The sequence below is a fragment of the Streptomyces griseobrunneus genome, from assembly GCF_046713465.1.
Lineage (GTDB): Bacteria > Actinomycetota > Actinomycetes > Streptomycetales > Streptomycetaceae > Streptomyces > Streptomyces microflavus.
The window spans coordinates 1,573,779-1,599,243 of record NZ_CP177080.1 but is presented as its reverse complement, the minus strand read 5'-3'; the positions used below and the strand labels follow the sequence as shown (position 1 = coordinate 1,599,243).

The window sequence follows — 25,465 nt, the reverse complement described above, 5'->3', positions numbered from 1 at the left end:
ATCAGCTGTTCCTCAGGGCGTAGTGCGCACTGACCTGGGAACCGGTCAGCGCGGTCGGATAGACGGCGGTCTCGTCGATCTCCCCGTCGAAGAAGTTGCTCGTGGGACGGTTCGGCCAGCCGGACAGGTTGTCCCCGCCGACCCGCCAGTACCCCGGGTAGTTCTCGTTGGTGGAGTACAGGATGTTCGACGCGCGCAGCTGCCCGTCGACGTACAGCGACATTCCCTGGCCCAGGGGGCCCTGGGTGGCGACGACGTGGTGCCACTGGCCGTCGTTGTAGGCGGCCGAGGTGGCGATGGTGCGCGTCCCGCCGCTCTGGGTGCCGAACACGAGGCGCCCGTCGTTGCGCATGTAGACGTGCTTGTCGTGGCGGGTGCTGTTCTGCTGGTTCAGGTTCCCGAAGCCGATGATCTTTCCGCCCCGGGTGGTGGTGGTCTTGATCCAGGTCTCCACCGAGAAGCGGGTCGGCTGGGCGTGCTGACGGTTGCTGTACGCGTATTCGTCGGTGCCGTTGAACCCGATCGCGGTGGACGGCCCGGCGACGGCCGCCGGGGTCTGCCGGTAGGCGGGGCCGTTGCGCAGGAACCCGTTGTTGAGGTTGCCGCTGCTGTCGTGGGCGAAGGTGGAGGTGCCCTCGTCGTAGCGCCAGTAGAGGGTGGCCCCGTCGGCCTTGACCCGGGCGGGGTAGGCCTCGGTCGTGGTGGCCACGGTGGCGGACTGGGCCGGGGACTTGGCGCTGGTGTTGGTGCCGTCGCTCGCGGTGATCCGGTACGAGTAGGTCTCGCCCGGTACGACGTCGGTGTCCGTCCAGCTCAGCTGCGGCCGGTTCCAGAAGACCGAGTAGCCGGTCGTGGTGTGGATGGGGGTGTTCGACCCGTCCTTGTAGATCCGGTAGGTCAGCTCACCGTCGTCGGTGTCGAAGCTGGTCTGCCAGTTCACCTCGACCTTGCCCGGATTCAGCGTCGACAGGCTGACGTTGGGCACCCAGGGCGCCCCGGTGTCCGGGGCGTCCGAGAACCGGGTCAGCCCCTGCTGGGGGGCGCTGTTGACGGTGGTGAACTCGCCGCCGACCCACAGGTAGTGGCGGTCGTCCTTGGCGGCCTGGGTCATCACCCGCGGACCGACCGGCTCCCCGATGCCGTCGTTGGTGTCCGGGAACCAGGGCAGCAGCGTCGGGTCGTCGACCGACTGGGCCAGCAGGTGCTTGCGCGGCTGGTCCGGGAAGGAGCCCATGGAGGAGCAGTCGTGGGCGTGGCTGCCGCTGTAGAGCACTCCGGAGTAGACCGCCACGGCCTGGGTGGCGCCCAGGCAGGTGTCGCGCCACCGCTGCTGGAAGTCGCTCAGGTTCAGGGCGATCCGGCCGTCGAACACCCCACCGCCGCTGCCCTCGTTGGCGGTGTAGAAGCCGGTGGCGTCGGTGGTGATGTCCTGGACGGTGGAGTTGTTGTGGATGAACCCCGCGTAGGTCTTGGTGAGCTGGCCGGTGGTGGCGTTCACCACGGCCAGGGCGTGGGTGGTGGTGCCGTTGATCCGGAAGAAGTCCCCGCCGAGCAGCACGTTCTGCCCGTCCGGGGTCAGCTCGACGGCCCGGGCCACCTCGTCGGCGTCGGCCCTGAACGGCAGGAGCGAGGCCCCGGCGGTGGAGACGGCCGCGAAATGGCTCCTGCTCTGGCCTCCGACGCTGGTGAAGTCGCCGGCCAGATAGACCGTGTCGGACGTGACGGCGAGCGCCCGCACGGTGGCCGAGACGGCGATCTTGAAGTCGTTGCGGACGGTGCAGGTGGCGGTGTCGATGGCAGCGAAGTTGCTGACCCCTTCCCCGTTCACCGCCCCGAACTGGCCGCCCGCGTACAGCGTTTCCCCGTCGGGGGAGAGCGCGAGGGAGCGTACGGTCGCGGTCCCCGAGGAGATCGTGAACGACAGTGAGCAGTCGGTGGGCGCCCCGGTCGCAGCGTCGAAGGCGGCGAAGTTCACCGCGGGCTGCTCACCGGTGCCGGGTGCGGCATTGGGCGGCCGCAGGGTGGAGAAGGTGCCGCCCGCGTAGACGACGCCGTCGCCGGCCGCCATCGACCAGACGATGCCGTTGGTCTGCCAGGTGGAGAGGTCGTCCGCGGTGATGGCCACCGGAGGGGTCAGCGCCGCTGCCGGGGAACCCCCGACCGCCGTGGCGGTCAGGGCTCCGGCCAGCAGGCAGAGAGCGGCGGAGGCGGCCCGAACACTGCCGCGTCCTCCGGATCTTTGCCCCGTACTTCCGTTCATCATTCAGCTCCGAAGGTGAGAACGAGCTGCGGCCTGGAGGCCGCCGATCCTGCCTCGCCCGACCAGATGCGGAGACTGTCCGTCCCGCTGCTGGTCAGGGCGAGTGAGTAGGCGGAGCCGAGGGCCCCGCCCAGTGCCGGCGCGGTGAGCTCCACCGAGTAGTCGGTGGAGACGGCGGTTGCGCCGGTTATGTTCCCCAGCACGGACGCGGAGAGCGCCGGCCGGGAGTTGTAGGTGACCGCCGACTCGGTCCAGGCGCCGGTGACCGGCACCACGGTGTGGCTGTCGGTGGAGCCCGCCGTCGGATCCGACGACGTACGGAACTGGAGCCGGGCCCCCTTGAGGACCTGCCCGGCCGGGGCGGCGGGCAGGGTGAAGCGCAGATAGCCCAGGTAGGGCGTGATGCCCCGGGAGGCCAGCTGCTGGTCGTTGTAGTTCGCGTTGGCCGCCACGCCGTTCACGTACGCGTCCTCGTCGGGCAGGACGTTCAGCGTGGTGTCGCCGGGCGGGACGGGCGCCTGCGCCAGCTCGTGGTGGGCGGCGACCTGGGCGGGCGTCAGCGCCGACGGGTAGATCGCGCTCTCGTCGACCTGGCCGGCGAAGTAGGTGCTGGAGGGCCGGTTCGGCCAGGCGTTGTTCATCGCGTCACCGCCGACCCGCCAGTACCCGTTGTACGAGCGGTTCCCCGCGGTCGTGTTGGAGGAGACCCGCACCCCGTCCACGTACAGCGCCATCCCGCCGGGCCCTTGGGTGGCGACGGCGTGGTGCCACTGCCCGTCGTTGAAGCTCGCCGAACTGGTCAGGGTCGGGCGGCTGTTGGTGCTGCCGACCTGGACTCCGAACGCGAGCCGCCCGTTGTCGGTGAGGTAGAGCAGCTTGTCGGAGACGGAGCTCGTGTGACCCTGCGCGGTACCGATGTTGTTGCCGTACCCGACGAGCCGCCCGCCGCTCGTCGACGTCGTACGGAACCACGTCTCGATGGAGTACGGGGTGGGTGAGCTGTAGCGGTGCAGCCGGTCGCTGTACACGTACTCGTCGCTGCCGTTCAGCGAGAGCGCGGCCGAACCGGCGACGGCGGAGGGCGTGGCCCGGTACGTGGGGGTGTTCACGTACACCCCGCCGTTGCCGCTGCCCGACGCGTCCGCCGCGAACGCCCCGCCCGGCTCGTCGTAACGCCAGTACAGATCAGCCCCGTCGGCCAGCACCCGCTCCTGGTACGGGGAGGCGGAGGAGGCGGCGGTCACGGAGACGGCGGGGGAGAGCGCGCTGGTGTTGCCGGCGCCGTCGGTCGCCGTGATCCGGTAGGAGTACGTCTGCCCGGCGGCCACGTTCCGGTCGGTGAAGGTCAGTTGCGGGCGGCTGGAGAAGAGGGACGAGCCGGTCGTGGTGTGCACCGGCAGCGCACCCCCGTTCCGGTACACCCGGTACGTCAGCAGACTGTCGTCCAGGTCCAGCGCGGACCGCCAGCTCACCCGCACCTCACCGGCGCGCGGCGCCGACACACTGGCCGCGGGAAGGCTCGGCGCACCGGTGTCCGGGGTGCTGGCGAACCGGGTCAGCGCCTGCTGCTGCACCCCGTTGACGGTGGTGAACTCCCCGCCCACCCACAGGAAGTCACGGCCGTCGCGGGTGGCGACGGTCAGTGCGCGCGGCCCGACCGGCTCCCCGATCCCGTCGTTCGTGTCGGGCAGCCAGCCCAGCAGCGCCGGGTCGTCGACGCCCTGCGCGGTGAGGTGCTTGCGCGCCTGGTTGGGGAAGCCGCCCATGGTCGAGCAGTCGTGCACATGGCTCGCCGCGTAGAGCACCCTCTTGTAGACCCGCAGCGCCTGCGTCGCCCCCTGGCAGGTGTCCCGCCAGCGCTGGCCGAAGCCGTCCAGCTCCATCGCGAGCCGGCCGTCGAAGGAGTTGCCGCCCCGGCCCTCACCGGCCGCGTACCAGCCGCCGGACGCGGAGTCCGTGACGATGTCCTTGATGACGGCGGTGGACGGGATGAAGTTGTTCGGATAGCCCCGGGTGAGTGATCCGGTCGTGGCGCTTGTCACCGCGATCGCATGGGAGTTGGCGCCGCCCACGGTGAAGAAGTCACCGCCGATCAGCACCGACTGCCCGTCCGGCGTCACCCTCAGGGTCCGCCCCGGGTCGTCCGCGTCCGGATTCCACCCGGTCACGGCACCCGCCGGGGTCACCGCGCCGAAGAAGCGCCGGGTCTGCCCGTTCACCGACTGGAAGTCGCCGCCCGCGTGGACCGTGCCGTTCGGCGCCACGTCCAGCGCGCGGACCGTCGCCGAGAAGTCCGGCGCGAACCCCGCCCGCCGCGTGCAGGTGGCCGTGTCGACGGCGACCAGCCCGTTGGCGCTCGTCCCGTTGACCGCGTTGAAGTACCCGCCCACGTACAGCGTCGACCTGTCCGGCGACACGGCGAGCGCCCGCACGGTGGCGGTGCCGCCGCTCCGGGTGAAGGAGAGCGGGCAGCCGGCCGGAGCCCCGGTCGCCGCGTTGAAGGCCGCGAAGTTGACGGCGGGCGTGGAGCTGCCTCCGGAGGGCGTTCCGGCCGGGCGGACGGCGGAGAAGGTGCCGCCCGCGTAGACGACCCCGTTCGCCTCCGCCAGCGCCCACACGATCCCGTTGGTCTGGTAGGTGGGCAGCTGGTCGGCGGTGAAGCCGACCGGGTCGGTCAGTGCGGCCGCCGGTGGCGCGGCGGCCACCGGGGCGAGCACCCCGGCGGCCAGCGCGAGGACCGCGGTGAGGACACCGCCGCGCAGAGTACGTCCTCGACCCCCCGCCCCCCTCATCTGTCCACCCGGACGGCGGCCCCGGTCAGCTGGTCCGAGAGCAGGCGGATGTCCGCGTCGACCATGATCCGGGCCAGCTCCCGCGACTTCACCTCGGGCTTCCAGCTCAGCAGGTCCTCGGCCTTGGACGCGTCACCGATCAACGCGTCCACCTCGCTGGGGCGTTCGTACTTCGGGTCGTACCGCACATGCTCGGCCCAGTCGAGGCCCGCGTGCTCGAAGGCGAACTCCAGGAACTGCCGGACGCTGACCCCCTCCCCGGTCGCCACCACGTAGTCGTCCGGGGTTTCGCACTGGAGCATCCGCCACATGGCGTCCACGTACTCCGGCGCGTACCCCCAGTCCCGGATCGCGTCCAGGTTGCCCAGGTGCAGCCGGTCCTGGAGGCCGGCCTTGATCCGGGCGACGCCCCGGGTGATCTTCCGGGTCACGAAGGTCTCACCGCGGCGCGGCGACTCATGGTTGAAGAGGATCCCGTTGACGGCGAACATGTCGTACGCCTCGCGGTAGTTGACCGTCGCCCAGTACGAGTAGACCTTCGCCACGCTGTACGGGCTGCGCGGGTGGAACGGGGTCTTCTCGTTCTGCGGCGGCGGGCTGGCGCCGAACATCTCGGAGGACGACGCCTGGTAGATCCGGGTCTGGATCCCGCTGGCCCGGACCGCCTCCAGGAGCCGGATGGTGCCGAGCCCGGTGACGTCACCGGTGTAGAGCGGGGCGTCGAAGGAGACCCGCACATGGGACTGGGCGCCCAGGTTGTAGACCTCGTCGGGCTGGATGTCGCGCAACAGGTTCACCAGCGCCACACCGTCGGTGAGGTCCGCGTGATGCAGGACGAAGGAGCGCTCCGGCTCCTCGGGACCCTGGTAGATGTGGTCGATCCGCTCGGTGTTGAAGCTCGACGACCGGCGTATCAGGCCATGGACCGTATACCCCTTGTCGAGCAGCAACTCCGCCAGGTACGAGCCGTCCTGGCCGGTCACTCCCGTGATGAGCGCGGTCTTCGCCACGATTCCCCCTTCTCTGCTGTCCGCCTGTGCGACGAACAGGTCACCGACATATCGGAATTGGAGCGTTCTGCGGCAAAACATCACCGCAGTCCGTTACTGCTGGCACAATCCGAGCCATGACGACCGAACTCCCCGTCCCACGCCAGGAATCCGCCCGTCCCCTACTGCGCCCCGGCTCCCGCATATTCGTCGCGGGCCACCGCGGACTGGTCGGCTCGGCGGTGGCCCGCCGCCTCGCCGACGACGGCCACGAGGTCCTCACCCGCGGCCGTGACCTCCTCGACCTGCGCGACGCCGCGCGGACCGAGACGTATCTGCGGGACATCCGCCCGGACGCCGTGGTGCTGGCCGCCGCCAAGGTGGGCGGGATCATGGCCAACAGCACCTACCCGGTGCAGTTCCTGGAGGACAACCTGCGCATCCAGCTCAGCGTGATCGCAGGGGCGCACGCGGCCGGGACCGAGCGGCTGCTCTTCCTCGGCTCGTCGTGCATCTACCCCCGGCTCGCCCCCCAGCCGATCCGCGAGGAGTCGCTGCTCACCGGGGAGCTGGAGCCCACCAACGAGGCCTACGCGCTGGCCAAGATCGCCGGAATCGTCCAGACCCAGTCCTACCGCCGGCAGTACGGCGCCTCCTACATCAGCGCCATGCCCACCAATCTCTACGGGCCGGGCGACAACTTCGACCTGGAGACCTCGCACGTCCTGCCCGCGCTGATCCGCCGCTTCCACGAGGCGCAGCGCGACGGGGCGGAGGAGGTCACCCTGTGGGGCTCCGGCTCGCCGCGCCGCGAGTTCCTCCACGTCGACGACCTGGCCGCCGCCTGCGTACGCCTGCTGGAGGCGTACGACGGTGACGCGCCCGTCAACATCGGCTGCGGCGAGGACCTCACCATCCGCGAACTCGCCGAGAAAGTCGCCGAGGTGACGGGCTATCAGGGAAGGATCGGCTGGGACACCTCGAAGCCCGACGGCACCCCCCGCAAGCTGCTCGACGTCTCCCGCCTGACCTCCCTCGGCTTCAAGCCGCAGATCCCGCTGCGCGACGGCATCGCCCGCACCTACGCCTGGTGGCTGGGACAACTCGCACCCGCCGCCTGACCGTTCGCCACTGCGCGTGCCGGCCGCGCAGTGGCGCACGGGGGTTCCTCGCATCGTCGGGCCCGCCGTTCTCAGTAGGCCCCGCGGCCGTCGGTGACGGCGCGCACCGTACGGGCGAGGAGCCCCATGTCCGTGGCCACCGACCAGTTGTCGACGTACCAGAGGTCCAGCGAGACGGTCTCCTGCCAGGACAGGTCCGAGCGCCCGCTGACCTGCCACAGCCCGGTCAGCCCCGGTTTCACGGCGAGCCTGCGGTGCTCCCGCTCGTCGTACCGGGACGCCTCCTCGGGGAGCGGGGGCCGGGGCCCCACCAGGGACATCTGCCCCAGCAACACGTTGAACAGCTGCGGGAGTTCGTCGATCGAGGTCCGGCGCAGGGCCCGTCCAACCGGCGTCACCCGGGGGTCCCTGCGCATCTTGAAGAGCGGTCCGTCGACCTCGTTGTCCTCGGTGAGCTGCTCCTTGCGCGCCTCCGCGTCCGCCACCATCGTGCGGAACTTCCACATGGTGAAGGGCCGGTTGTGCTGCCCCTGCCGGATCTGCCGGTGGAAGACCGGACCGCGCGAGGAGAACCGCACGCTCAGGGCCACCGCGAGCAGCAGGGGTGAGAGCACCAGCAGCCCGAACAGGGCGCCGCTGCGGTCCAGCGCGGCTTTGAGCACCCCCTGCGGGCCACCGCGCAGCGGCGGCGCGATGTGCAGCAGGGTGAGCCCGGCCGCCGTCACCGGGCGGACCCGGCCGGCCGCGACGCCGGAGAGCTCGGAGACCACGCACAGGGCGACGCCCGCGTCGTGCAGCCCCCAGCCCAGCCGCCGCAGCCGGTCGCCGGTCAGCCGCGGCCCGGGAGCCACCAGCACCAGATCGGCCTCGTGGGCGTAGGCCCCGCCGAGCACCGTCGTCACATCGTCGTCCGCGGGGGCGGAGGCGAGCCGCCCCGGCACCTGCACCCCCTCGTACCCCGGCCGGGCGGGCCCGACCGGGATCGCGGCAACCAGCCGATAGGCGTGGTCGGTACGGGAGTTGAGCTGCTCGGCCGCCCGGTCCAGGCCCGCGGCCTCACCCACCAGCAGCACCCGGCGCACCGCCCGGCCCCGGCGTGCGGTGCGGGGCCAGCGCCGCAGCCCCTCCACGGCGGTGGCGACCAGCAGTCCCGGCGCCACGGCCACGACAGCCGTGGCCGGGTCGACGGAACCCCCCGCCGCCGCGTGCAGGACGGCCAGGACCCCGAGGAGCACCAGCCAGTCGCCGAGGGCGCCGAACGCGCCGCCCGCCTCGGCCCGCACCGGGTCCGCGTACCGCCCCCGCGCACCGCGTAAACCGGTCCACACCGCGCCGGCCACCGCCGCGGCCACCCACGGGCGGGGCTGCTCGCCCAGGTGCAGCAGCAGCCAGGCCGGCCCGGCCAGCCCTATCAGGTCGGTCAGCGCGCCTACCGACGGATGGTGCCCCGGCTTCCGGCGGGCCGGAGCCCGCTCGGCCGGGTCGCGCTCTGCTGTCGGGGCCCTCCACAGCTGTTCCAGGGCCGCCGTGCGATTCCGGGACGCGGCGGTGCGGGGACGCGGCGCGCCCCGGAGCCCCACCGGCCCGGATATGTCAGTTTCCGGTATTTCGACATGCCCCATGAACCCCCCAGTCACAGTCGCACCCCCACAAACGGGACGCATCCGTCGATCCCATGGACTGACGGATGCGCCCTCGCTCGGTGCACGATATCCACACACGTGCCATTTCGCTGGAGTTCTCGTGAAGTTCAGACGGCTCGGTTCAGACACCCGCGATCTGCCGTAACCAGCTGATCTCGCCTATGAGGGGCGGTTGTTGACGGATCAACGGCTGGGCAAGCGCTTGTGGGGTGCGGTTCCCGGCGGCCCGAGGCGGAGGCTCTCACTCCGGCGCACGCCGGAGCGCAAGCACGAACCCCATGGCGGCGACCTGCGCTGCCAGGGGGTTCGTGGTCCGTGGACGGCCCCCCGGGGTGGCAAGGGGGCGCCCACGGGGTCGGGCGAGGCCGGTCGTGCGCCTCCTGGCCCGGCGGTGGATCAGCAGCCCGCCGCCAAGGAGTGCCGCCGCAAGGAGAGTTGCCGAGATCACAGTGATCCCGGTCGCCGCCAGGCTGCCGCCGGACGTCGTCCCCGTGCCGGTGGTGCCCCCGGCGCTGCCGCCGCCCACCGTGGAGCCGGTGGAGCCTGCCGGGGAACCGGAGTCGCCGGAGGAGCCGGACGCCCCGGCGGAGGAGCCCCCATCGGTGCTGCCGCCGGGGCTGCCGCCACCTGTCGATCCGTCACTACCGGTATCGGCGCAACCCGTTGTGCCGTCGTTGCCGCCGCCGAGGTCGCCCTTGACGTGTATCGGCACGCTGAAGGTGCCGCCGGCGCCGAACGGCGAGGTGTTGGGGAGGCCGCCGCCCAGGCTGGAGACCCAGTGGGAGGCTCCGGTCGTGCCGGACTCGTCCTGGCCGCCGAGACACGGGGAGGGCTTGTTGGCGCCCTGCGCCCCGTCCACCACACAGAGGCTGACGTAGACGCCCTGGCCGGGGTTGTAACCGCTGCCGGTGACGGTGATGTTCTGCCCGGTGGCGGTCGCCGTGTTCGGGGCGGTCAGCGACAGGTTGTACGTGGTGCCCCCGTCGGTGATCGTGCGGGTCCCGGTCGCCGCGGCGGCGGGGAGGCGAGGGAGAGCGCCAGGGCGGCGGCGGAGAAGAGGGTGAGGCCTGTGCGGGCGACGGTACGGGTGGAGGGAACAGCACTCATCGAATGAGCACCTTTCTCGGCATCGGAACCAGAACCACGGACACCCAGTCGACTTAGCGATCAGATTCAGCCGAACTCGACCGGCGGAAAGGCTTGTTCCGTCCAGATGGTCTTCCCGGCCGGGGTGTAACGCGTGCCCCACCGCTGGACGAGCTGGGCGACGATGAACAGCCCGCGCCCGCCCTCGTCGTCCTCGGCGCTGTGGCGCAGATGCGGCGAGGTGTGCCCGGTGTCCGCGACCTCGCAGAGCAGGGTCCGGTCCCGGATGAGACGCAGCCGCAGCGGCCCGCCCGCGTACCGGACCGCGTTGGTGACCAGTTCGCTGACGACCAGTTCGGTGGCGAACGACAGCTCCTCCAGGCCCCAGAGGCCCAGTTGACGGGTGGCCAGCTCCCGCGCGCGGCCCACGGCCACCGCCGCCGCCGGCAGTTCCCACTCGGCGACCTGCCCCTCGTCCAACTGGCGGGTGCGGGCGAGGAGGAGGGCCGTGTCGTCGGCGGTCGTGGCGTCCGGCACCAGCTCGAGGACGGCCCGGTCGCACAGCTCCTCCAGCGAGGTGCCGGGGGCGCCGAGCACCCGGCCCAGCGCGTCGAGTCCCTGGTCGATGTCGTGGTCGCGGGCCTCCACCAGACCGTCCGTGAACAGCGCCAGCAGGCTCCCCACCGGCAGCTCGATCTCCATGGACTCGAAGGGCAGGCCCCCCAGCCCCAGCGGCGGCCCGGCCGGCAGATCCGGGAACATGACCCGGCCGTCGGGGTGCACCACGGCCGGCGGCAGATGCCCGGCCCGGGCCATGACGCACCGCCGCGAGACCGGGTCGTACACCGCGTACAGGCAGGTCGCCCCCGTGGTCAGTTCGTCGTACGCGTCCGATGCCGGGCCGTTCCGGGTGCCCGGCCGCTCCTCCAGCGGCTGTCCCACCAGGTCGTCCAGCCGGGTCAGCAGTTCGTCGGGGGCCATGTCCAGCTGGGCGAAGGCGCGCACGCTCGTGCGGAGCCGCCCCATGGTGGCGGCCGCCTGGAGGCCGTGGCCGACCACGTCCCCGACCACCAGGCCCACCCGGGTCCCGGAGAGCGGGATCACGTCGAACCAGTCACCCCCGACCCCCGTCACATCGTCCGACGGCAGATAGCGGTAGGCGATGTCGACCGCGGACTGCGGCGGCACATGGTGGGGCAGCAGCTGGCGCTGGAGGGCGAGGGAGGCGGAGCGTTCCCGGGTGAAGCGGCGGGCGTTGTCGATGCAGACCGCGGCCCGGGCCGCCAGCTCGTCGGCCAGGGCGACCTCGCCGTTGTCGAACGTGTTCGCCGGACCGTGGGCGACCGTACGGCCGGGGGTGTCGGGGCGCGGACTCCGCAGGAAGGTGACGAGCCCGAGCACACTGCCGCCGACCCGCAACGGGACGACCAGGGTGTTGTCGTCGAGCACGAGCCCGCCGGAGGCCAGGCTGCGGTCCTGCGGTGAACCCGGCGGATAGGCGACCGGGGGATATCGGTGTGCCTGGGTCCCCGGCGCGCCCGGGTACAGCGGCTCGCCCGGATCGGCCATCCCCGGGTCCACGGAGTGCTCACCGACCCGCAGGAGATCCATGGCCGCCGAGCTCCCGGACGGTGGCAGCTCCCCGCTCATCACCGTCACCCGTGCGATGTCGACCCGTACGGCGGAGGCGAACTCCGGCACGGTCATCTCGGCGATCTCCTCGGCCGTGGTGACCACGTCCAGGACCGTGCCGATCCGGCGGCCGACCTCCACGAGCAGGGCGAGACGCTGCTGGGCGCGGTAGCGGTCGGAGATGTCGAAGGCGTCCTCGCAGACCCCGAACACATGCCCGTGGGCGTCCTCCAGCCGGTAGTAGGAGCACGACCACAGGTGCTCCGTCCCGGGGTCGCTGGGCGGCCGCCCCTGGAAGTGCAGGTCGAGGATGGGTTCGCCGGTGTCCAGCACGTGGTGCATCACGGCGTCGAGCGTCTGCGGGTACCCCGGGGTGACGAAACGGCCCCCGGAGTACAGCTGGTCGGCCCGCTGCCCCCGGTACTTGGCGAGCGGCTTGCCGATCTCCCGCTCGTAGGCGGTGTTGCTCCAGGTCAGCCGGAGGCGGGTGTCGTAGATCGCCAGGCCCACGGGCGACTGGGTGGCGAGCCCCTGCAGCAGGGCGAGCTGGGACTCCCACTGCCGCAGCGCCCCGAGCTCCGCCGCCACCAGAACCCGTCCCGGGGCTTCGGCCGCGTCACCTCCGGCCGCACCCGCCAGCGGGCACATCGTGGTCGCCACCAGCAGCTCCCGGCCGTCCCGGTGACGCGCGAGGCGGATCTCGTTGCCGGAGGACGGGCCGGGGTCCGGGCGGTCCGCGGGGCCCGGGCGGTCCGATGCGGCCGGGAGGGGCCGGTCGACGGGCAGGGGCGACAGGAACGCGCTCAGGGGCCGTCCGGCGGCCTCGTCCGGGCCGTAGCCCAGCAGCTCGGCGGCGGCGGGACTCCACCCGATGACCGTGTCACGGCCGTCCAGGACCACCGTGGCCGCCCTGGCGATGTCCAGGGGGCCACGGAAGTCGGCGGCATCCGCCGCTCTGGTCGCGCTCACCGCGCCACACCGGCCTGGTCCATGGTCTTCAGAATCCGCCCTGGCCCCGGCAGGCACAACTGCGGTACGCCCGCGCCACGGCCGATAGGGGCGGCTTCCGGCACCCGCCGGTGCGGTCAGCGCACGCCGTCGGGCCGGAACTGGACGCTGATCCGCGGCCCCACCGCCCGTGCCGTCTTCGGGACCGCGTGCTCCCAGGTGCGCTGGCAGCTGCCGCCCATGACGATCAGGTCGCCGTGCCCGAGCGGTCTGCGTACGGGGGCGGGGCCCGGACGGCGGGGCCGCAGCGCGAGGTGCCGGGGGGCTCCCAGGGAGAGGATCGCGACCATGGTGTCCTCGGTGGAGCCTCGGCCGATCGTGTCACCGTGCCAGGCGACCCCGTCCCGGCCGTCCCGGTAGTAGCAGAGCCCGGCCGTGGTGAAGGGTTCGCCGAGCTCGGCCCCGTAGTGCGCGCCCAGCGCCGTACGGGCGTCGTCGAGCGCGGGGTGCGGCAGGGGATCGCTGCGGCCGAAGAAGGCCAGCAGGCGGGGGACGGCCACCACCCGCTCGTACATCACCCGCTGCTCCGCCCGCCAGGCCACGGCGCCCGCCAGGGTCTCGAACAGGGCGTCGGCCCCTTGGAGCCACTGCGGGAGTACGTCGATCCAGGCGCCGTGGCCGAGATGCTCCCGGCGCACCCCGCCGAGGGGGCGGACGGCGACCTCGTCCCCCTGGTCGAAGAGCGAGGTCTGCAGGTGTACGGCCATGGCACGAGCGTAACGCTATTCGTACAGGTGTGCGAATGGGATGGGGAAGGGTGACGTGCCCCCGATGCTCAGCCGGCCGCCTGGGCGACCTCCCGGCCGGCGAGTCCGCCGCTGCGTGCCAGCACGGTGACCGAGACCGCACACCCGAATCCCACCGCCACGAGAACCACCCAGGTCAGCCAGGCCGCCCGGTGGACCTGTGCGAAGTCCCACAGGGCCCCGACCGCCGGATTGCCCAGCGTGATCCCCACACCGGAGAGCGTGTTGTACAGCCCGTAGTGGGTGGCGACCAGCCGGTTGTCGCACAGGGCGACCACGGTGTCCATCTCGAACGGATGGACGATCGCCCCGCCGACCGCGAGGAGGGCAACCGGGGTCACCAGGGCGACGTGGGTCATCACGGGGGAGTCCCGCGGGGTGAACGCGAGGGGGACGAAGGCCAGGCCCATGCAGGAGAGCCCGGCCGCAAGGGCTTGGTGCGTGCTCCGGCGGCCCTTCGCCCAGGCCGTCAGGCGCAGTTGCCCGGCGACCGCCACCGCGGCGGAGACCACGAGAGACCGGTGGTCACCTTCGTGGCGTTCACTCCCAGGGAGTCCCCCGCCGCGAGGGGGAGGGCGAGATACACCTGGAACGTGAGCACGTAGGAGCCGGTCATGGCAGCGGCGAACAGCAGGAACGGCCGGTTGGCCACCACCGAACGCGAAGGCGTCCACCCTGCGCTCTCCCGCCTCGGCGGCCAGGTAGGCACGTACGGCGGGGTTCTGCTGCGAGAAGAAGACTACTCACCACCGTGGGCACCCCTCCCGGGTGCGGCCCACGCGAACGGGCTCAGGTCCCCTGGACGGCGGGCCTCAGCTCCCCCTTGATGAGGTCGGCGCACTTCTCGCCGATCATCATCGTCGTGATGCACGGGTTGGCCGTGGTCAGCACCGGCATGACGGATGCGTCGGCCACCCGCAGCCCCGTGACCCCCTTGACCCGCAGCTGCGGATCGAGCGGCGAGTCCGGGTCGTCCGCCGGACCCATCCGTACCGTGCCCGCCGGGTGGTAGACCGTGTTGTGGGTCTCGCGGATGTAGTCGAACAGCTCCGCGTCCGTGGTGGCGCCCGCCCCCGGGGCCAGCTCGGTGCCCGCCCAGGCGGCCATCGGCGGCCGCGCGACGATGTCCCGCGCGAGGCGGAGCCCGTACGTCATCACCCGTACGTCGTGCTCGTCGGTGAAGTAGCGCGGATCGACCCGGGGCTTGTCCCGGAAGTCCCGGGTGCGCAGCCGGACCGTGCCCCGGGAGCGGGCCCTGGTGACGTTCGGGGTGAGGCAGAACGCGTTCTCCGAGGTGGGGTAGCCGCGCCGGTAGGTGTTCAGGTCGAACGGCACCGAGCCGTAGTGGAACATCAGGTCCGGCCGGTCCAGGTCCGGTTCCGTGTCGGCGAAGATCCCGATCTCCCACCACTGGGTGGAGGAGGTGACCATGGGCTGCTTCGCCTCCCACATGATCACGCCCTCCGGGTGGTCCTGGAGGTGCGAGCCGACGCCGGGGGAGTCCACCCGGACCTCCACCCCGGTCTCCCGCAGATGGCCGGCCGGACCGATCCCGGAGAGCATCAGCAGTTTGGGGGAGTCGATCGCACCACAGGCGACGACCACCTCGCGCCGGGCGTGCACCCTGCCGCTGTGGACGGTGTCGGGCTCCAGGTACTCCACCCCGGTGCACCGCTGCCCGCCCTCGCCGTCGAACAGCAGGCGCTTCGCCTGGAGCCCCGTCCGCAGCTCCAGGTTGGGCCGCTTCCCGAGGACCGGATGCAGGTACGAGACCGAGGCCGAGGAACGGGTCCCGTCCTCGCGGGCGTTGATCTGGAACCAGTGCGCGCCCCGGACCACCGTGGTGCCCGTGTTGAACGGGGTGGTGGGGATCCCGGCCTCGGCGCAGGCCGCCAGGAGCGCCGTACCGCACGGGTCGTCCGCCGGGACCGTCCGGAGGGTGACCGGGCCGGAGCGGCCGTGGTGGTCGCCGGGCGCGTCGTTGGTCTCCAGCCGCTTGTAGAGCGGGAAGCAGTCCGCCGCGCTCCACCCGGTGCAGCCCCGGGCACCCCACTCGTCGAGATCCTCGGCCGGGGCCCAGAAGGCGATGCACGAGTTGTGCGAGGAGCAGCCGCCGAGCACCTTGGCGCGGGCGTGCCGCATGAAGCTGTTGCCGTTCTCCTGGGGCTCCACCGGGTAGTCCCAGTCGTAGCCGGACTCCAGCAGCGCCATCCACCGGTCCAGCCGCAGGATGCTGTCGTCGCCGACGTCCGAGGGGCCCGCTTCCAGTACGCAGACGGTGACGGCCGGGTCCTCGGTGAGCCGGGCGGCGACGACGGCACCGGCCGTACCGCCGCCGACCACGACGTAGTCGTACGTGGGCACAGGGCTCTCTTCGGGCATCGCGTCTCCAGGATTCAGCGGTCGGGCGTCGTCGGGGGAGGGGGAGCGGTGGGGTCCTCGGCCTCGAAACGGTGCTCGGCGAGCACTCCCGTACGGTGCCGCTGGAAGAACCAGTAGTAGGCGAAGCCGCCGAGCGCGACGACGCCGATGAACAGGAACGCGCCCCACCGCAGGTACCAGTGCTGCGGGCCGGTCGCGTTGTAGACCTCGGCGCGCGGCCAGGCCAGGTTGAGGGACATGGCCGTGCCCCAGAGCACCGCGAGGACGTTGACCGGCAGCCCCCAGCGGCCCAGCGAGAACGCGCCCTCGCGCGGCTCCCACGTACCGCGCAGCCGCCGCAGCAGCATGGGCACGGTGACCAGCAGATAGGCCACGTAGATCATGATGATCGCGATGCTGGTGATCACCGAGAAGATCTGCGGCTGGTTGATGTTCACCACCAGGATCACCACGCCCACCACCCCGATCAGCACGGCGGGCGCCACGGGCGTCTGGAAGCGGGGGCTGACCTTGGCCAGCTTCGATCCCGCGGGCAGGTTGTTGTCCCGCGCCATGGCGAACATCAGCCGGATCCCCGCCGCCTGCACGGCCAGCACGCAGACGGTGATCGCGACGACCACCGCCCAGAGGAAGATCTCCCCGACCGTGTCGCCGAGCGTCGCCAGCACCACGTACTGCAGACCGCCCGTGGACAGCTCCTCGGCCTGCAGGTCCGGCACCGCCAGCAGGGCGAAGAGAAGGATGAACGCGCCGATCGTGAAGGACGCGATGAGCGCCCGCAGGATGGCGCGGGGCGCGTTGCGGCCCGGGTTGTGCGACTCCTCACCGAGCGAGGACGCCGTGTCGAAGCCGTACATCACATAGGCCGAGGCCAGCGAGGCGGTGAGGAACGCGCCGAAGTAGCCCAGCGACTGGCCGCTGCCGAGGCCGTACGTCTCCGTCAGGGCGGTGCTGGGGCCGCGGGTGATGTGGGCCGCCAGGAAGACGATCAGGGCGACGGCCGCGATCAGCTCGATGAAGACGCCCGCGGAGTTGATCCGGGCCATCAGCTTGACCCCGAACGCGTTCACCAGCGTGGAGAAGAGGATGAGCACCGTGCCGAGGAGGACCGCGTTGGCCGCCTGGTCGTTCTTTCCGCTGCCGTCGCCGACGAACTGGAACCAGCTGTCGATCTGCGGCAGCGTGATCTGGTAGGCCAGCGCCACCGCAGAGAGCGTGACCATGGTGGCCGTCATCATCATCCAGCCGCCGAGCCAGCCCACATGCGGGCCGCCCATCTTCTTCGCCCAGTTGTAGACCGAACCGGCCACCGGATAGCGGGCCGCCAGCTCGCAGAAGCACAGGGCCACCATCAGCTGCCCGCAGAAGACCATCGGCCAGGACCACCAGTAGGCGGGACCGCCGAAGCTGACGCCGAAGTAGAACAGCTGGAAGGTGCCGGTCAGGATCGAGATGTAGCTGATCCCGGCCGCGAAGGTGTGGAAGTTGCCCAGGGTGCGCTTGAGTTCGGGCCGGTAGCCCATCTCCCCGAGCGCGTCGTCGTCGTGCTGGGTCTGGGTCCTGTCACCGCTTCCGGGGGCGGAGCCGGGCCCCGGGCCCGTACCCGTACTCACTCGAACCAACGCTGGGGGGTCGCGGCGACATTGCGCCAGATGTGCTTGGCCTCCTGGTACTCGGCGAGACCGGCCGGACCCAGCTCGCGGCCGAAGCCGGACTGCTTCATGCCGCCCCACTCCGCCTGCGGTACGTAGGGGTGGAAGTCGTTGATCCACACGGTGCCCGCCCGCAGCCGCGAGGCCACCCGGTGGGCGCGCCCGCCGTCCTGCGTCCAGACCGCCCCGGCCAGCCCGTACACCGTGTCGTTGGCCAGCCGCACCGCCTCGTCCTCGTCCCGGAACCGCTCCACCGTGAGCACCGGACCGAACGACTCGTCCCGCACCACCGACATCGAGGAGGTGCACTCGTCCAGCACGGTCGGCGGGTAGTAGAAGCCGTCCGCCAGCGCCGGATCGTCCGGCCGCGCGCCGCCGCAGCGCAGTACCGCGCCCTCGGCGATGCCCTCGGCCACGTACGCCTCGACCTTGTCGCGATGGGCGGCGGAGATCAGCGGACCGCTGCGGGCCTCCTCGTCGAAGGGGCCGCCGAGCCTGATCCGGCGCGCCCGCGCCACCAGCTCGTCCACGAACCGGTCGTGCAGCTCGTCCTGGACGAGGAGCCGCGCCCCGGCCGAGCAGACCTGGCCGGAGTGGAGGAAGACCGCCATCAGCCCGTAGTCGACGGCGGTCTCGAAGTCGGCGTCGGCGAAGACGATGTTCGGGTTCTTGCCGCCGAGCTCCAGGGCCACCTTCTTCACCGTGGGCGCGGCGGCCGCCATGATGGCCCGCCCGGTGGTGAGCCCGCCGGTGAACGACACCATGTCGACCCGCGGATCCTCGGTGAGCGGCGCACCCACGGCCGCGCCCGCCCCGAGCACCAGATTGGCGACCCCCTCCGGCAGCTCGGCCTCGACGAGCAGCCCCATGAGCAGGACGGCTGTGTGCGGGGTCAGCTCGCTGGGCTTGAGGATGAAGGTGTTGCCGGCCGCGAGCGCCGGGGCGACCTTCCAGGCCGTCTGGAGCAGTGGGTAGTTCCACGGGGTGATGAGCGCGCAGACGCCGACCGGTTCGTGCACGATCCGGCTGTCGACGTCCGCGATCCCGGTGTCGACGACCCGGTCGGTGGACCCGGCGGCGACCAGGTTGCCGAAGTAGCGGAAGCAGTTGGCGATGTCGGCCATGTCGTAGGCGCTCTCGACCAGCCGCTTGCCCGTGTCCAGGGACTCGGCCCGCGCGAAGAGGTCCTTGTCGCGCTCCAGCAGCTCCGCGACCCGCAGCAGCAGCCGCCCGCGCTCGGCGGCCGGCGTACCGGGCCAGGGCCCGTCGTCGAAGGCGGCCCGGGCGGCGGCGACGGCCGCGTCGGCGTCCTTGCGCCCGCCCTCGTCGACGGTGGCCACCAGGGTGCCGTCGGCCGGGCAGCGGATCTCCCGCGTGCCCGCGTCGGCGGCGGCGGTCCACCGGCCGCCGATGAACAGCTCCGGCATGGGCTCCTCCTGTACGGGGTGGGTCGGGCGGCCCGCCGGGCGCCGGCACTCCGGCACCTTCTGTCGCGGCTCCAGGACAGACAGTAAGGGCGGGCGGCCGTGCGCGCAGCGCGGGCGCGGCCGACCGGACCGTTCTTCCGCCTCCCCGGGGAAGTCGCTTCCCGGACTCCGCCTCCTTACCGGGGACCCGGCTCCGCCCCGCCCGGTTCACCGAGCCGGTTCACCAGCGATACGAGGAACTCCTGCGGGGCCTGCCCCGCGGTGTCGACGACGACGTGCTCCCGGCCCCAGGGCTCGTAGTCGCGGTCGAGGACCTGCTGCCAGTCGGGCAGCGGCAGCTCCGGGATGTCGCAGGAGCTGGTGGCCAGGCGGTGCCGGTGCTCGGCGGGGTCCGAGCAGACCACTTCGACCTCGACGACCCGAACGCCCGCCCCGGTGCCCGCCTCCCGCCAGGCGTCACGCGTGACGGCCAGGGGGTTCACGGATTCCGCGATCACGGTCGGGCACTGCTGCAGGTGCTCGGAGGCCAGGGCGTATCCCACCGTGTAGCCGGCCGGCCCGACGGGATGCCGGGCCAGGCCCGAGCGGACGATCGCCTGCTCGATCGTGTCGACGCGCAGGTGGACGGCGCCGATGCGCGCGGCCAGGAGCCGCGCCAGGGTGGTCCTGCCGGTGCCGGGGAGTCCGCCGATGACGGTGAACATTGCGCCCGGGATGCCGCAGGCGGCGACGGGCGCACCGGCCCGGGGCGTACGCGCACTCCTTCGCGCGTACGCCCCGGGCCGGCGTCCGTTCCGTACGCTCAGGGGTTCTCCGGGGCGAACGACATCATGCGGGCCTCGCGTTCGGTGTCCTTGCCGCTCACGATCGACGGCGTGATGACGATCCGGCCGTTCACGTAGGCCAGGCGCCCGGCGAGCATGGCGTGCTCGGTGGGACGGGCCGACTGCGGGTGGAGCAGCACCTGCTTCTTCGTGTCCACGCCACCCGGGCCGAACCGGATGATCCCGCCCTCCCGGCCCGGCCGGGACGCCTCGTAGACGAGTGCGGAGCTGCCGTTCTCCTCACGCAGGGGGTGGAGGGTGCTTCCCTCGGACTTCACGCCCCAGACGAGTTTCCCGGTGGCGAGGTCATAGGCGCCGACCTGCCCGGTGCCGCCCACATGGACGGCGTTCCTGCCGGCGACCATGCCCGGGCAGTTCTGGATGCCCTGGCCCGAGTCGCCCGAGTCGCCGCAGTACTTGAAGCCCTTCGGCCGGGCGTCGATGGTGGTACGGAGCTTGCCGCCGGCCCCCAGGGCGACGATCCGCCAGTTGCCGATGATGTCCGCGGTGTCGAGGGTGGTGAGGACGACGGGGGCGACGGAGAGCACCTTGCCGGCCTTCCAGCCCGACTGGGTCCGGAAGCGCCAGTGGACCTTCCCGGTGCGCGGGTCGATCTCGCGGAGCTGGCTGTACGACTTGCTCCGGTCGGCGCCCATCGCGCAGTTGGAGCTCACCAGGAGCCGGGGGCCGCCCGCCACGTCGTCGGGGTAGCACTTCCCGGGATTCTCCATGGGGATGTCGTAGAGCTCGGTGCCGTCGTCGACCCGGTAGGCGGCGGCCGTCATGCCCTGGACGACCGCGAGGACATCGCCGCTGATGGCCGTGTGCACGATGATCGTGTCGTCCAGGGACCCGGTCTCGGTCAGCTCTCGCTGCCACCCCGCCTTCCCGGTCCGCAGATCGATCATCTGGAGCTGGTTGCACCGGTTCCCGTTCACGGCCTGGCTGTTCTTGTACACCACGACGACCTTGCCGTCAGGGGTCGGATCGACCGGCGTCTCGCAGACGGGGGCAGGCAGCGGCACGCTCCACACCTCGGCGCCGTCCGACAGACGGTAGGCGGTGACCTTTCTGTGCATGGCCTGGACGACGGTGTCACCGACGACCCACAGATCGTGGAGCAGGATGCTCCGCCCCGGCAGATCGGTCCGGTCGTCGACGACCCACGCCGTCGCCTCGCCCGGCTTGCGCCCGGCGTTGATCTCCGCCGACGTCGGGATCCGCTTCGGTTCGGGTGTGGGGACCGTGGAGGCCGGGGGAGCGGACGGTGTCTCCGAGGCGGGTGGCGTCCTCTTCGCGGCGGGCGCGGCGGAGTCGCCCCACCTGCCGTCGGTGACGGCGTACACCCCGCCACCGGCCGCCAGGAGCAGCAGGACGACGGCCGCGGCTATCAGCGGCACCTTGCCGGAGCGCCTGCGGCGCGGCGGTTCCACCGGGGGGCCGAAGCCCTCGGCCGCGTACGGGTTGCCGGGCACCGGCCGGTGCTCCGGGGGCGGCAGCTCCCAGGGCTGTGACGGGCGCGGCATCAGTTGGCCCGGGAGGCGACGCGTTCACCGGACGGCTCGGCGACGACGATCTGGATGTGCTGCGGGGCGTACTTGTGGGCCTTGCGGACCATCTTGTCCAGGTCGAACTTGGCACGGGGGACGGCGACATGGACCGGGGCGGGCATGGCCGGGTGCGGTGCGGGGCCGTTCGCGCCCGGTGGCAGGGTCGCGCCGGGACTCAACCGTGCGCCGATCAGAGTGTGTTCGTCGCCCGGCACCGTGGCCACGACGAACTGGGTGACGTCCGGCCACGGCAGCAGCAGCTCGCCGAACCGGGCGCCGGCCGCGTCGAACTGGAAGGCGGTACGCCGCTTCTCGTACCAGGAGATGATGAAGGGGATCGCCAGGACGATGACCGTGCCGCCCCTCATCTCCAGCGCCCAGCCGAGCAGGAGGGCAAGGGCCACGACGCCCACGATCAGCCCCCACAGGCCCGCCAGGTCCTGGGCGGAGAATGGGCGGGCGACCCGGTAGCGCTCCCACCGCGCACCCCGGCGGGTGGGCTGTGACCCGGGGGCGCGATTGCCGTGCGACATGCTGTTTTCCTTTCTTCCACCGGCCCGGTCGCCCGTGTTCACCGGGCGACCGGGCCGGCGCCCCGACGGCGCCGACACCGGCGCAACCTGGCAAACTCTGTCGCGGCGCGCTGAAATGCCGACGAAATATCGCTGAAGCGGGGGACGCGGGGGACGCGGGGGCTGCGCGGGGCACGGTGCGCACGAGGCGCACGGGGGACGTGGGGACTTGACATGGGCATGGGTATGGATGCGGGGGGTTCGGCCGCGAGCCGGGCCGATACGGGCGAGCAGGTGCGGATCGACCTGCTCGGGCCGGTCAGCGCGAGTCGGGGCGCGGCGCCGATCGCACTCGGCCCGGTACGACGGCAGGCCGTCCTCGCGGCCCTGATCCTGCGGGCGCCGGCCTTCGTGACGTACCGGCAACTGCTGGACGACGTATGGGGAGCGGAAACCCCCGGTACCGGCCACCGGGTCCTGTCGAGCTACGTCTACTCCCTGCGCAAGGCGATGGACGTGGCGGGCGCCGGGGCCGCCCGGTCGGTGATCCGCGGCGGGCGCGGCGGCTACCGCTTCGTGCCCGAGGGGGTGTCGACCGACCTGGGCGACCTCGCCGAACAGGTCGACCGCATCCACCGAGCGAAGGCCGCCGGTGACCTCGACACGGCGCTCGTGCGGAGCGGCCGCGCCCTGGAGCTGTTCCGCGGTGAGCCGATGCCCGGCCTGCCCGGGCCGCTCGCCGGCACCGAGCGCGAACGCCTTGCCCGGCAGCGGCGCACCGTGCACCAGGACCGGGCGGAGTGCCTGGTGCTGCTCGGGCGCCACCCGGAGGCCCTGGACGCCCTGATGGCGGCGCCCCTGGCCCAGCCGCACGACGAGCCGCTCGCCGGCCTGCGGATGCGCGCGCTGTACGGCAGCGGGCGCCAGGCCGAGGCGCTGGACCTCTACCGGGAGACGCGGCGCCGGCTCCTGGACGAGCTGGGCATGGAGCCCGGCGAGGAGCTGCGCCGGGTGCACCAGGCGGTTTTGCGCCGGGACGACCATCTGCTGCTCGGCCGTCCGGCGGGGCCGTCGGCTGCCGGGGCGCCGGCTGCGGGGGGTGTGGAGCCGGCTCGCGGGGCAGTCGAGGCCGATCCCGGGGACGTCGAGGCCGATCCCGGGGCCGCCGAGGCCGAGGGCTCATTGGCCGGGCGGCGCCTGCCCGAGGGAGCCGGTCATCCCGACGGACCCGGTCATCCCGGTGGGCCCGGTCATCCTGCCGCGCCCGGCCGGTCCGAAGGGTCCGGTCAAGCAGGCCGCGCCCGTCCCCGGCCCCGCCCCCGCGCCCGTGTCCGCCGTAACGACCTCCCCGGCGACACCGCCTGTCTGGTCGGCCGGGAGGAGGAACTCGCCCTGCTCACCGCCCCGGTGTCCCCGAAAGGCGTCTCCGTGGTGGCGGTCGACGGCACGGCGGGCGTCGGCAAGACCGCCCTGGTGGTGCGCGCCGCCCGGGCGCTCGGTGACGCCTACCCCGACGGCTGCCTCTTCGTGGACCTGCACACCCACGGCGCCGCCCACGAGGGCGTCGGCCCGGAGCGGGCCCTGCGCCGGCTGCTGCGCGCGGTCCGGGGCAGCGGGGACGAGATCCCGGACGACCTGGACGATGTGGCGGACCTGGTGGCGGCCTGGCGTGCGGCCACGAGTGAGCTGCGGCTGCTCCTGGTCGTCGACGATGCCCGCAGCGCCGCCCAGGTGCGTCCGCTCCTGCCCGCCGGACCGGGGAGCCGGGTCCTGGTGGCGGGCCGGCAACGCCTGCTCGGCCTCGACGCCGATCTGCGGCTCACCGTGGAGCCGCTGGACACGGGCGACGCGGTCGGCCTGCTCCGGGAGCTGATCGGGGAGTCCCGGGCGGACCGTGAGCCGGAGGAGGCGGCCGAGCTTGCCCGGCGGTGCGGCGGCCTGCCCCTGGCGCTGCGCATCGCGAGCGCCAGGCTGCAGAACCGCCCGTCCTGGACCCTGGCGTTCCTGGCCGGCCGGATGTCCGACGATGTGCGCAGCCTTGGCGAGCTGCGTGCCGGGGACCGCAGCGTGGAGGCCGCCTTCCGGATGTCGTACGACCAGCTGACGCCCGAACTACGGCGTGGATTCCGGGCGTTGGGCCTGGCCCCGACCGCACGCTTCGATGTGCTCACCCTCGCCGCCATGCTGGGATCCCCCCGGGAGGAAGCCGAGGAGCTCCTGGAGGACCTGGTCGACGCGAGCCTGCTCCAGCAGCCGCACCCCGGACGCTACCGGCTGCACGATCTCGTACGGGCACACGCGCGGCGCCTCGCCACCGAAGCGCCCGAGGAGGCCGCCGAGTACCGCACCGCCGTCCTGAACCTCTACACGGCCGCGGGCCGCATCGCCGGCGACTGGGGCCCCGACGGCTTCCCGACCGGCTTCGGCACCGCCGGCCCCGCCCCCTTCCCGGGCTGGCGGGAAGCCTCGGCCTGGCTGAAGGCGGCGGGCGGCGAACTGGTCGACGTGGTGGCGTACGCGGCCGCGGCCGGCCGGTTCGACCACGCCTGCTGGATCGCCGAAGCCCTGGCCGACCCCCTGGTCCACCAGGGCCGGTACCCCGAGTGCCGTGCCGTCCTGGAGCTCGCGCTGCCCTGCGCGGACCTGGCCGCCGACCGGCGGATGCCCTCCGCGCTGCGCAACTGCATGGGCATGGTCGACATCTACCAGGGGCGGTTCCCGCAGGCGCACACCTGGTTCACCGAAGCGCTGCGCCTCGGCCGGGGCCAGGACGATCTGCGGGAACAGGCCCGGGCAGTGGCCGGGATGGGGGCCGCGGAGTGGATCCTGGGCGATGCCGAGGAGGCCCTCGCCCACCTGGGCGAGGCGGTGGAGCTGGCCCCCCGGCTCGGCGACGACTGGCTGAGCGGGATCGCACTGTGCAACCTCGGGGCGATCCACTCCCAGCAGGGGCGGCACGAGCAGGCCCTGGAGCACTACGCCGCCGCCCTCGCGATCGCCGAGAAGAACGGCCGCCCCCGAGCCATCGGCAACGCCCTCTGCTTCGCCGCCGATGCCCACCTGGCCCTCGGCCGGCACGCGGAGGCCACCCATCTGCTGCGGCGCGCGGTCGAACTGGCCCGTGAGGCCGAGGATCTGCCCCTGCACGCGGCGAGCCTCTCCCGGCTCGCCACCGCCGAACACGTCCAGGGCAGTCTGCGCTCCGCCGTCGACATCCACCGCGAGGCCCTGTCCACGCTCACGCCGGGCGCGAGCACCTGGCTGGAGATGGAGGTCCGTGTCCGCCTCGGCAGCACCTACGCGGCGGCGGGCCGGCGTGCCGAGGCCCGGCACGAATTCGAGACGGCCCTCGCCCTGCCCGGAGCCGGTGAACACCCCCGGCAGAACACCATGGCGCGCGACGGGCTGAGAGCTGTCGATGCCCGCGGCCCCGGCGAGCAGAAGAAGTGACGGCGGTCCCGCCCTCCGGCGGGCGGTGAGAATCAAGATGTCCGAGCTCCGTGGCGAAAGATATTCATCGGTTCCCTCTTCTCACCCTTGGATGTGGCAGAGAAGGACGCAGAGGGGCAGCCTCCGGACGGAAGACAGGGTAAAGAAATACGCAAAGATGGGACCGCCGCGAATTTCCGGCCGGTACCGCGGGCGAATCGGTGGCTGGTTTTGAACGAGCGGCAGCGCGCGCTGCTCCTGCCGGCCCGCGCGAGGAGTTCGGATACCGGCCATCTCGGCGTCATCCGCTGCGACGCCGGGCCGTCATGGATGTGTGCGGGGCCGGTCTCTGTCCCGGCAGGGTGGGTGAAGTCGGTATACGGCCGGGTGGCCGACCTGCCGTTCTCAGCAG

Annotated in this window: 16 protein-coding genes and 1 pseudogene; 2 read left to right on the top strand and 15 right to left on the bottom strand. The window is 72.4% G+C overall.

The features are described from left to right. Position 1: 1 nt before the first annotated feature. The 3 genes from ACK8N7_RS07075 to gmd are packed head-to-tail and all read right to left on the bottom strand — an operon-like array spanning position 2 to position 6,062. On the bottom strand, positions 2-2,263 hold the full coding sequence (locus tag ACK8N7_RS07075) for a LamG domain-containing protein (RefSeq protein WP_403211505.1): 2,262 nt from the start codon (positions 2,261-2,263) through the stop codon (positions 2-4). Further along, entirely contained in the window at positions 2,260-5,052 is a 2,793-nt protein-coding gene (locus ACK8N7_RS07070; RefSeq protein ID WP_500441522.1) for a LamG-like jellyroll fold domain-containing protein, read from the bottom strand. The genes ACK8N7_RS07075 and ACK8N7_RS07070 overlap by 4 nt, the downstream gene beginning before the upstream one ends. Then, on the bottom strand, positions 5,049-6,062 hold the full coding sequence (gene gmd, locus ACK8N7_RS07065; protein WP_403211501.1) for a GDP-mannose 4,6-dehydratase: 1,014 nt from the start codon (positions 6,060-6,062) through the stop codon (positions 5,049-5,051). Before gmd ends, ACK8N7_RS07070 begins: the two co-directional genes overlap by 4 nt. Before the next feature lie 116 nt (positions 6,063-6,178). On the opposite strand from gmd, the gene ACK8N7_RS07060 reads away from it, so the two are divergent. Beyond that, a complete protein-coding gene (locus ACK8N7_RS07060) occupies positions 6,179-7,162 on the top strand; it encodes a GDP-L-fucose synthase family protein (RefSeq protein ID WP_403211499.1) in 984 nt (327 codons plus the stop codon). Positions 7,163-7,233: 71 nt separating this feature from the next. On the opposite strand, the gene ACK8N7_RS07055 is transcribed toward ACK8N7_RS07060, so the two are convergent. From ACK8N7_RS07055 to ACK8N7_RS07000, 12 genes and pseudogenes are all read right to left on the bottom strand, one after another. Then, a complete protein-coding gene (locus ACK8N7_RS07055) occupies positions 7,234-8,784 on the bottom strand; it encodes a sugar transferase (protein ID WP_403211497.1) in 1,551 nt (516 codons plus the stop codon). Positions 8,785-9,451: 667 nt separating this feature from the next. Beyond that, positions 9,452-9,912 (bottom strand): annotated as a pseudogene (locus ACK8N7_RS07050) (hypothetical protein); the annotation flags it as partial. A gap of 66 nt (positions 9,913-9,978) precedes the next feature. Further along, positions 9,979-12,492: a SpoIIE family protein phosphatase gene (locus ACK8N7_RS07045; RefSeq protein ID WP_500441519.1), complete on the bottom strand. Its 2,514-nt coding sequence runs from the start codon at positions 12,490-12,492 to the stop codon at positions 9,979-9,981. A gap of 116 nt (positions 12,493-12,608) precedes the next feature. Next, positions 12,609-13,238, bottom strand: a complete 630-nt coding sequence (locus ACK8N7_RS07040) for an alpha-ketoglutarate-dependent dioxygenase AlkB (protein WP_403211493.1) — start codon at positions 13,236-13,238, stop codon at positions 12,609-12,611. 68 nt (positions 13,239-13,306) lie between these two features. Further along, complete coding sequence (locus tag ACK8N7_RS07035) at positions 13,307-13,789, bottom strand: hypothetical protein (protein ID WP_500441517.1); 483 nt, start codon at positions 13,787-13,789, stop codon at positions 13,307-13,309. After that, positions 13,747-13,929, bottom strand: coding sequence for a hypothetical protein (locus tag ACK8N7_RS07030; RefSeq protein ID WP_500441515.1), 183 nt, complete (start codon positions 13,927-13,929; stop codon positions 13,747-13,749). Before ACK8N7_RS07030 ends, ACK8N7_RS07035 begins: the two co-directional genes overlap by 43 nt. Positions 13,930-14,066: 137 nt before the next feature. Then, the gene (locus tag ACK8N7_RS07025) at positions 14,067-15,659 is read right to left on the bottom strand and encodes a GMC family oxidoreductase (RefSeq protein ID WP_500441514.1); all 1,593 of its coding nucleotides are present in this window, start codon (positions 15,657-15,659) and stop codon (positions 14,067-14,069) included. A gap of 14 nt (positions 15,660-15,673) precedes the next feature. Then, positions 15,674-17,281 (bottom strand): APC family permease, encoded by a 1,608-nt coding sequence (locus ACK8N7_RS07020; RefSeq protein WP_500441512.1) that lies wholly within the window; start codon positions 17,279-17,281, stop codon positions 15,674-15,676. After that, positions 17,269-18,738: an aldehyde dehydrogenase family protein gene (locus tag ACK8N7_RS07015; protein ID WP_403211485.1), complete on the bottom strand. Its 1,470-nt coding sequence runs from the start codon at positions 18,736-18,738 to the stop codon at positions 17,269-17,271. The genes ACK8N7_RS07020 and ACK8N7_RS07015 overlap by 13 nt, the downstream gene beginning before the upstream one ends. Before the next feature lie 176 nt (positions 18,739-18,914). Beyond that, on the bottom strand, positions 18,915-19,442 hold the full coding sequence (locus ACK8N7_RS07010) for a P-loop nucleotide/nucleoside kinase family protein (protein WP_500441509.1): 528 nt from the start codon (positions 19,440-19,442) through the stop codon (positions 18,915-18,917). 98 nt (positions 19,443-19,540) lie between these two features. Continuing rightward, positions 19,541-21,088, bottom strand: a complete 1,548-nt coding sequence (locus ACK8N7_RS07005) for an outer membrane protein assembly factor BamB family protein (protein ID WP_500441507.1) — start codon at positions 21,086-21,088, stop codon at positions 19,541-19,543. Continuing rightward, positions 21,088-21,645 carry a hypothetical protein gene (locus ACK8N7_RS07000; RefSeq protein WP_403211479.1) on the bottom strand — a complete coding sequence of 186 codons (558 nt, stop codon included), beginning with the start codon at positions 21,643-21,645 and terminating at the stop codon, positions 21,088-21,090. Before ACK8N7_RS07000 ends, ACK8N7_RS07005 begins: the two co-directional genes overlap by 1 nt. A gap of 219 nt (positions 21,646-21,864) precedes the next feature. On the opposite strand from ACK8N7_RS07000, the gene ACK8N7_RS06995 reads away from it, so the two are divergent. Then, positions 21,865-25,074, top strand: a complete 3,210-nt coding sequence (locus ACK8N7_RS06995) for an AfsR/SARP family transcriptional regulator (protein WP_500441505.1) — start codon at positions 21,865-21,867, stop codon at positions 25,072-25,074. Positions 25,075-25,465: the final 391 nt, after the last annotated feature.

What these genes read in the sequence shown, in the direction of transcription:
- ACK8N7_RS07075 (WP_403211505.1), bottom strand. Translation starts at nt 2,263, where the DNA reads ATGATGAACGGAAGTACGGGGCAAAGATCCGGAGGACGCGGCAGTGTT.
- ACK8N7_RS07070 (WP_500441522.1), bottom strand. Translation starts at nt 5,052, where the DNA reads ATGAGGGGGGCGGGGGGTCGAGGACGTACTCTGCGCGGCGGTGTCCTC.
- ACK8N7_RS07060 (WP_403211499.1), top strand. Translation starts at nt 6,179, where the DNA reads ATGACGACCGAACTCCCCGTCCCACGCCAGGAATCCGCCCGTCCCCTA.
- ACK8N7_RS07055 (WP_403211497.1), bottom strand. Translation starts at nt 8,784, where the DNA reads ATGGGGCATGTCGAAATACCGGAAACTGACATATCCGGGCCGGTGGGG.
- ACK8N7_RS07040 (WP_403211493.1), bottom strand. Translation starts at nt 13,238, where the DNA reads ATGGCCGTACACCTGCAGACCTCGCTCTTCGACCAGGGGGACGAGGTC.
- ACK8N7_RS07025 (WP_500441514.1), bottom strand. Translation starts at nt 15,659, where the DNA reads ATGCCCGAAGAGAGCCCTGTGCCCACGTACGACTACGTCGTGGTCGGC.
- ACK8N7_RS07015 (WP_403211485.1), bottom strand. Translation starts at nt 18,738, where the DNA reads ATGCCGGAGCTGTTCATCGGCGGCCGGTGGACCGCCGCCGCCGACGCG.
- ACK8N7_RS07010 (WP_500441509.1), bottom strand. Translation starts at nt 19,442, where the DNA reads ATGTTCACCGTCATCGGCGGACTCCCCGGCACCGGCAGGACCACCCTG.
- ACK8N7_RS07005 (WP_500441507.1), bottom strand. Translation starts at nt 21,088, where the DNA reads ATGCCGCGCCCGTCACAGCCCTGGGAGCTGCCGCCCCCGGAGCACCGG.
- ACK8N7_RS07000 (WP_403211479.1), bottom strand. Translation starts at nt 21,645, where the DNA reads ATGTCGCACGGCAATCGCGCCCCCGGGTCACAGCCCACCCGCCGGGGT.
- ACK8N7_RS06995 (WP_500441505.1), top strand. Translation starts at nt 21,865, where the DNA reads ATGGGTATGGATGCGGGGGGTTCGGCCGCGAGCCGGGCCGATACGGGC.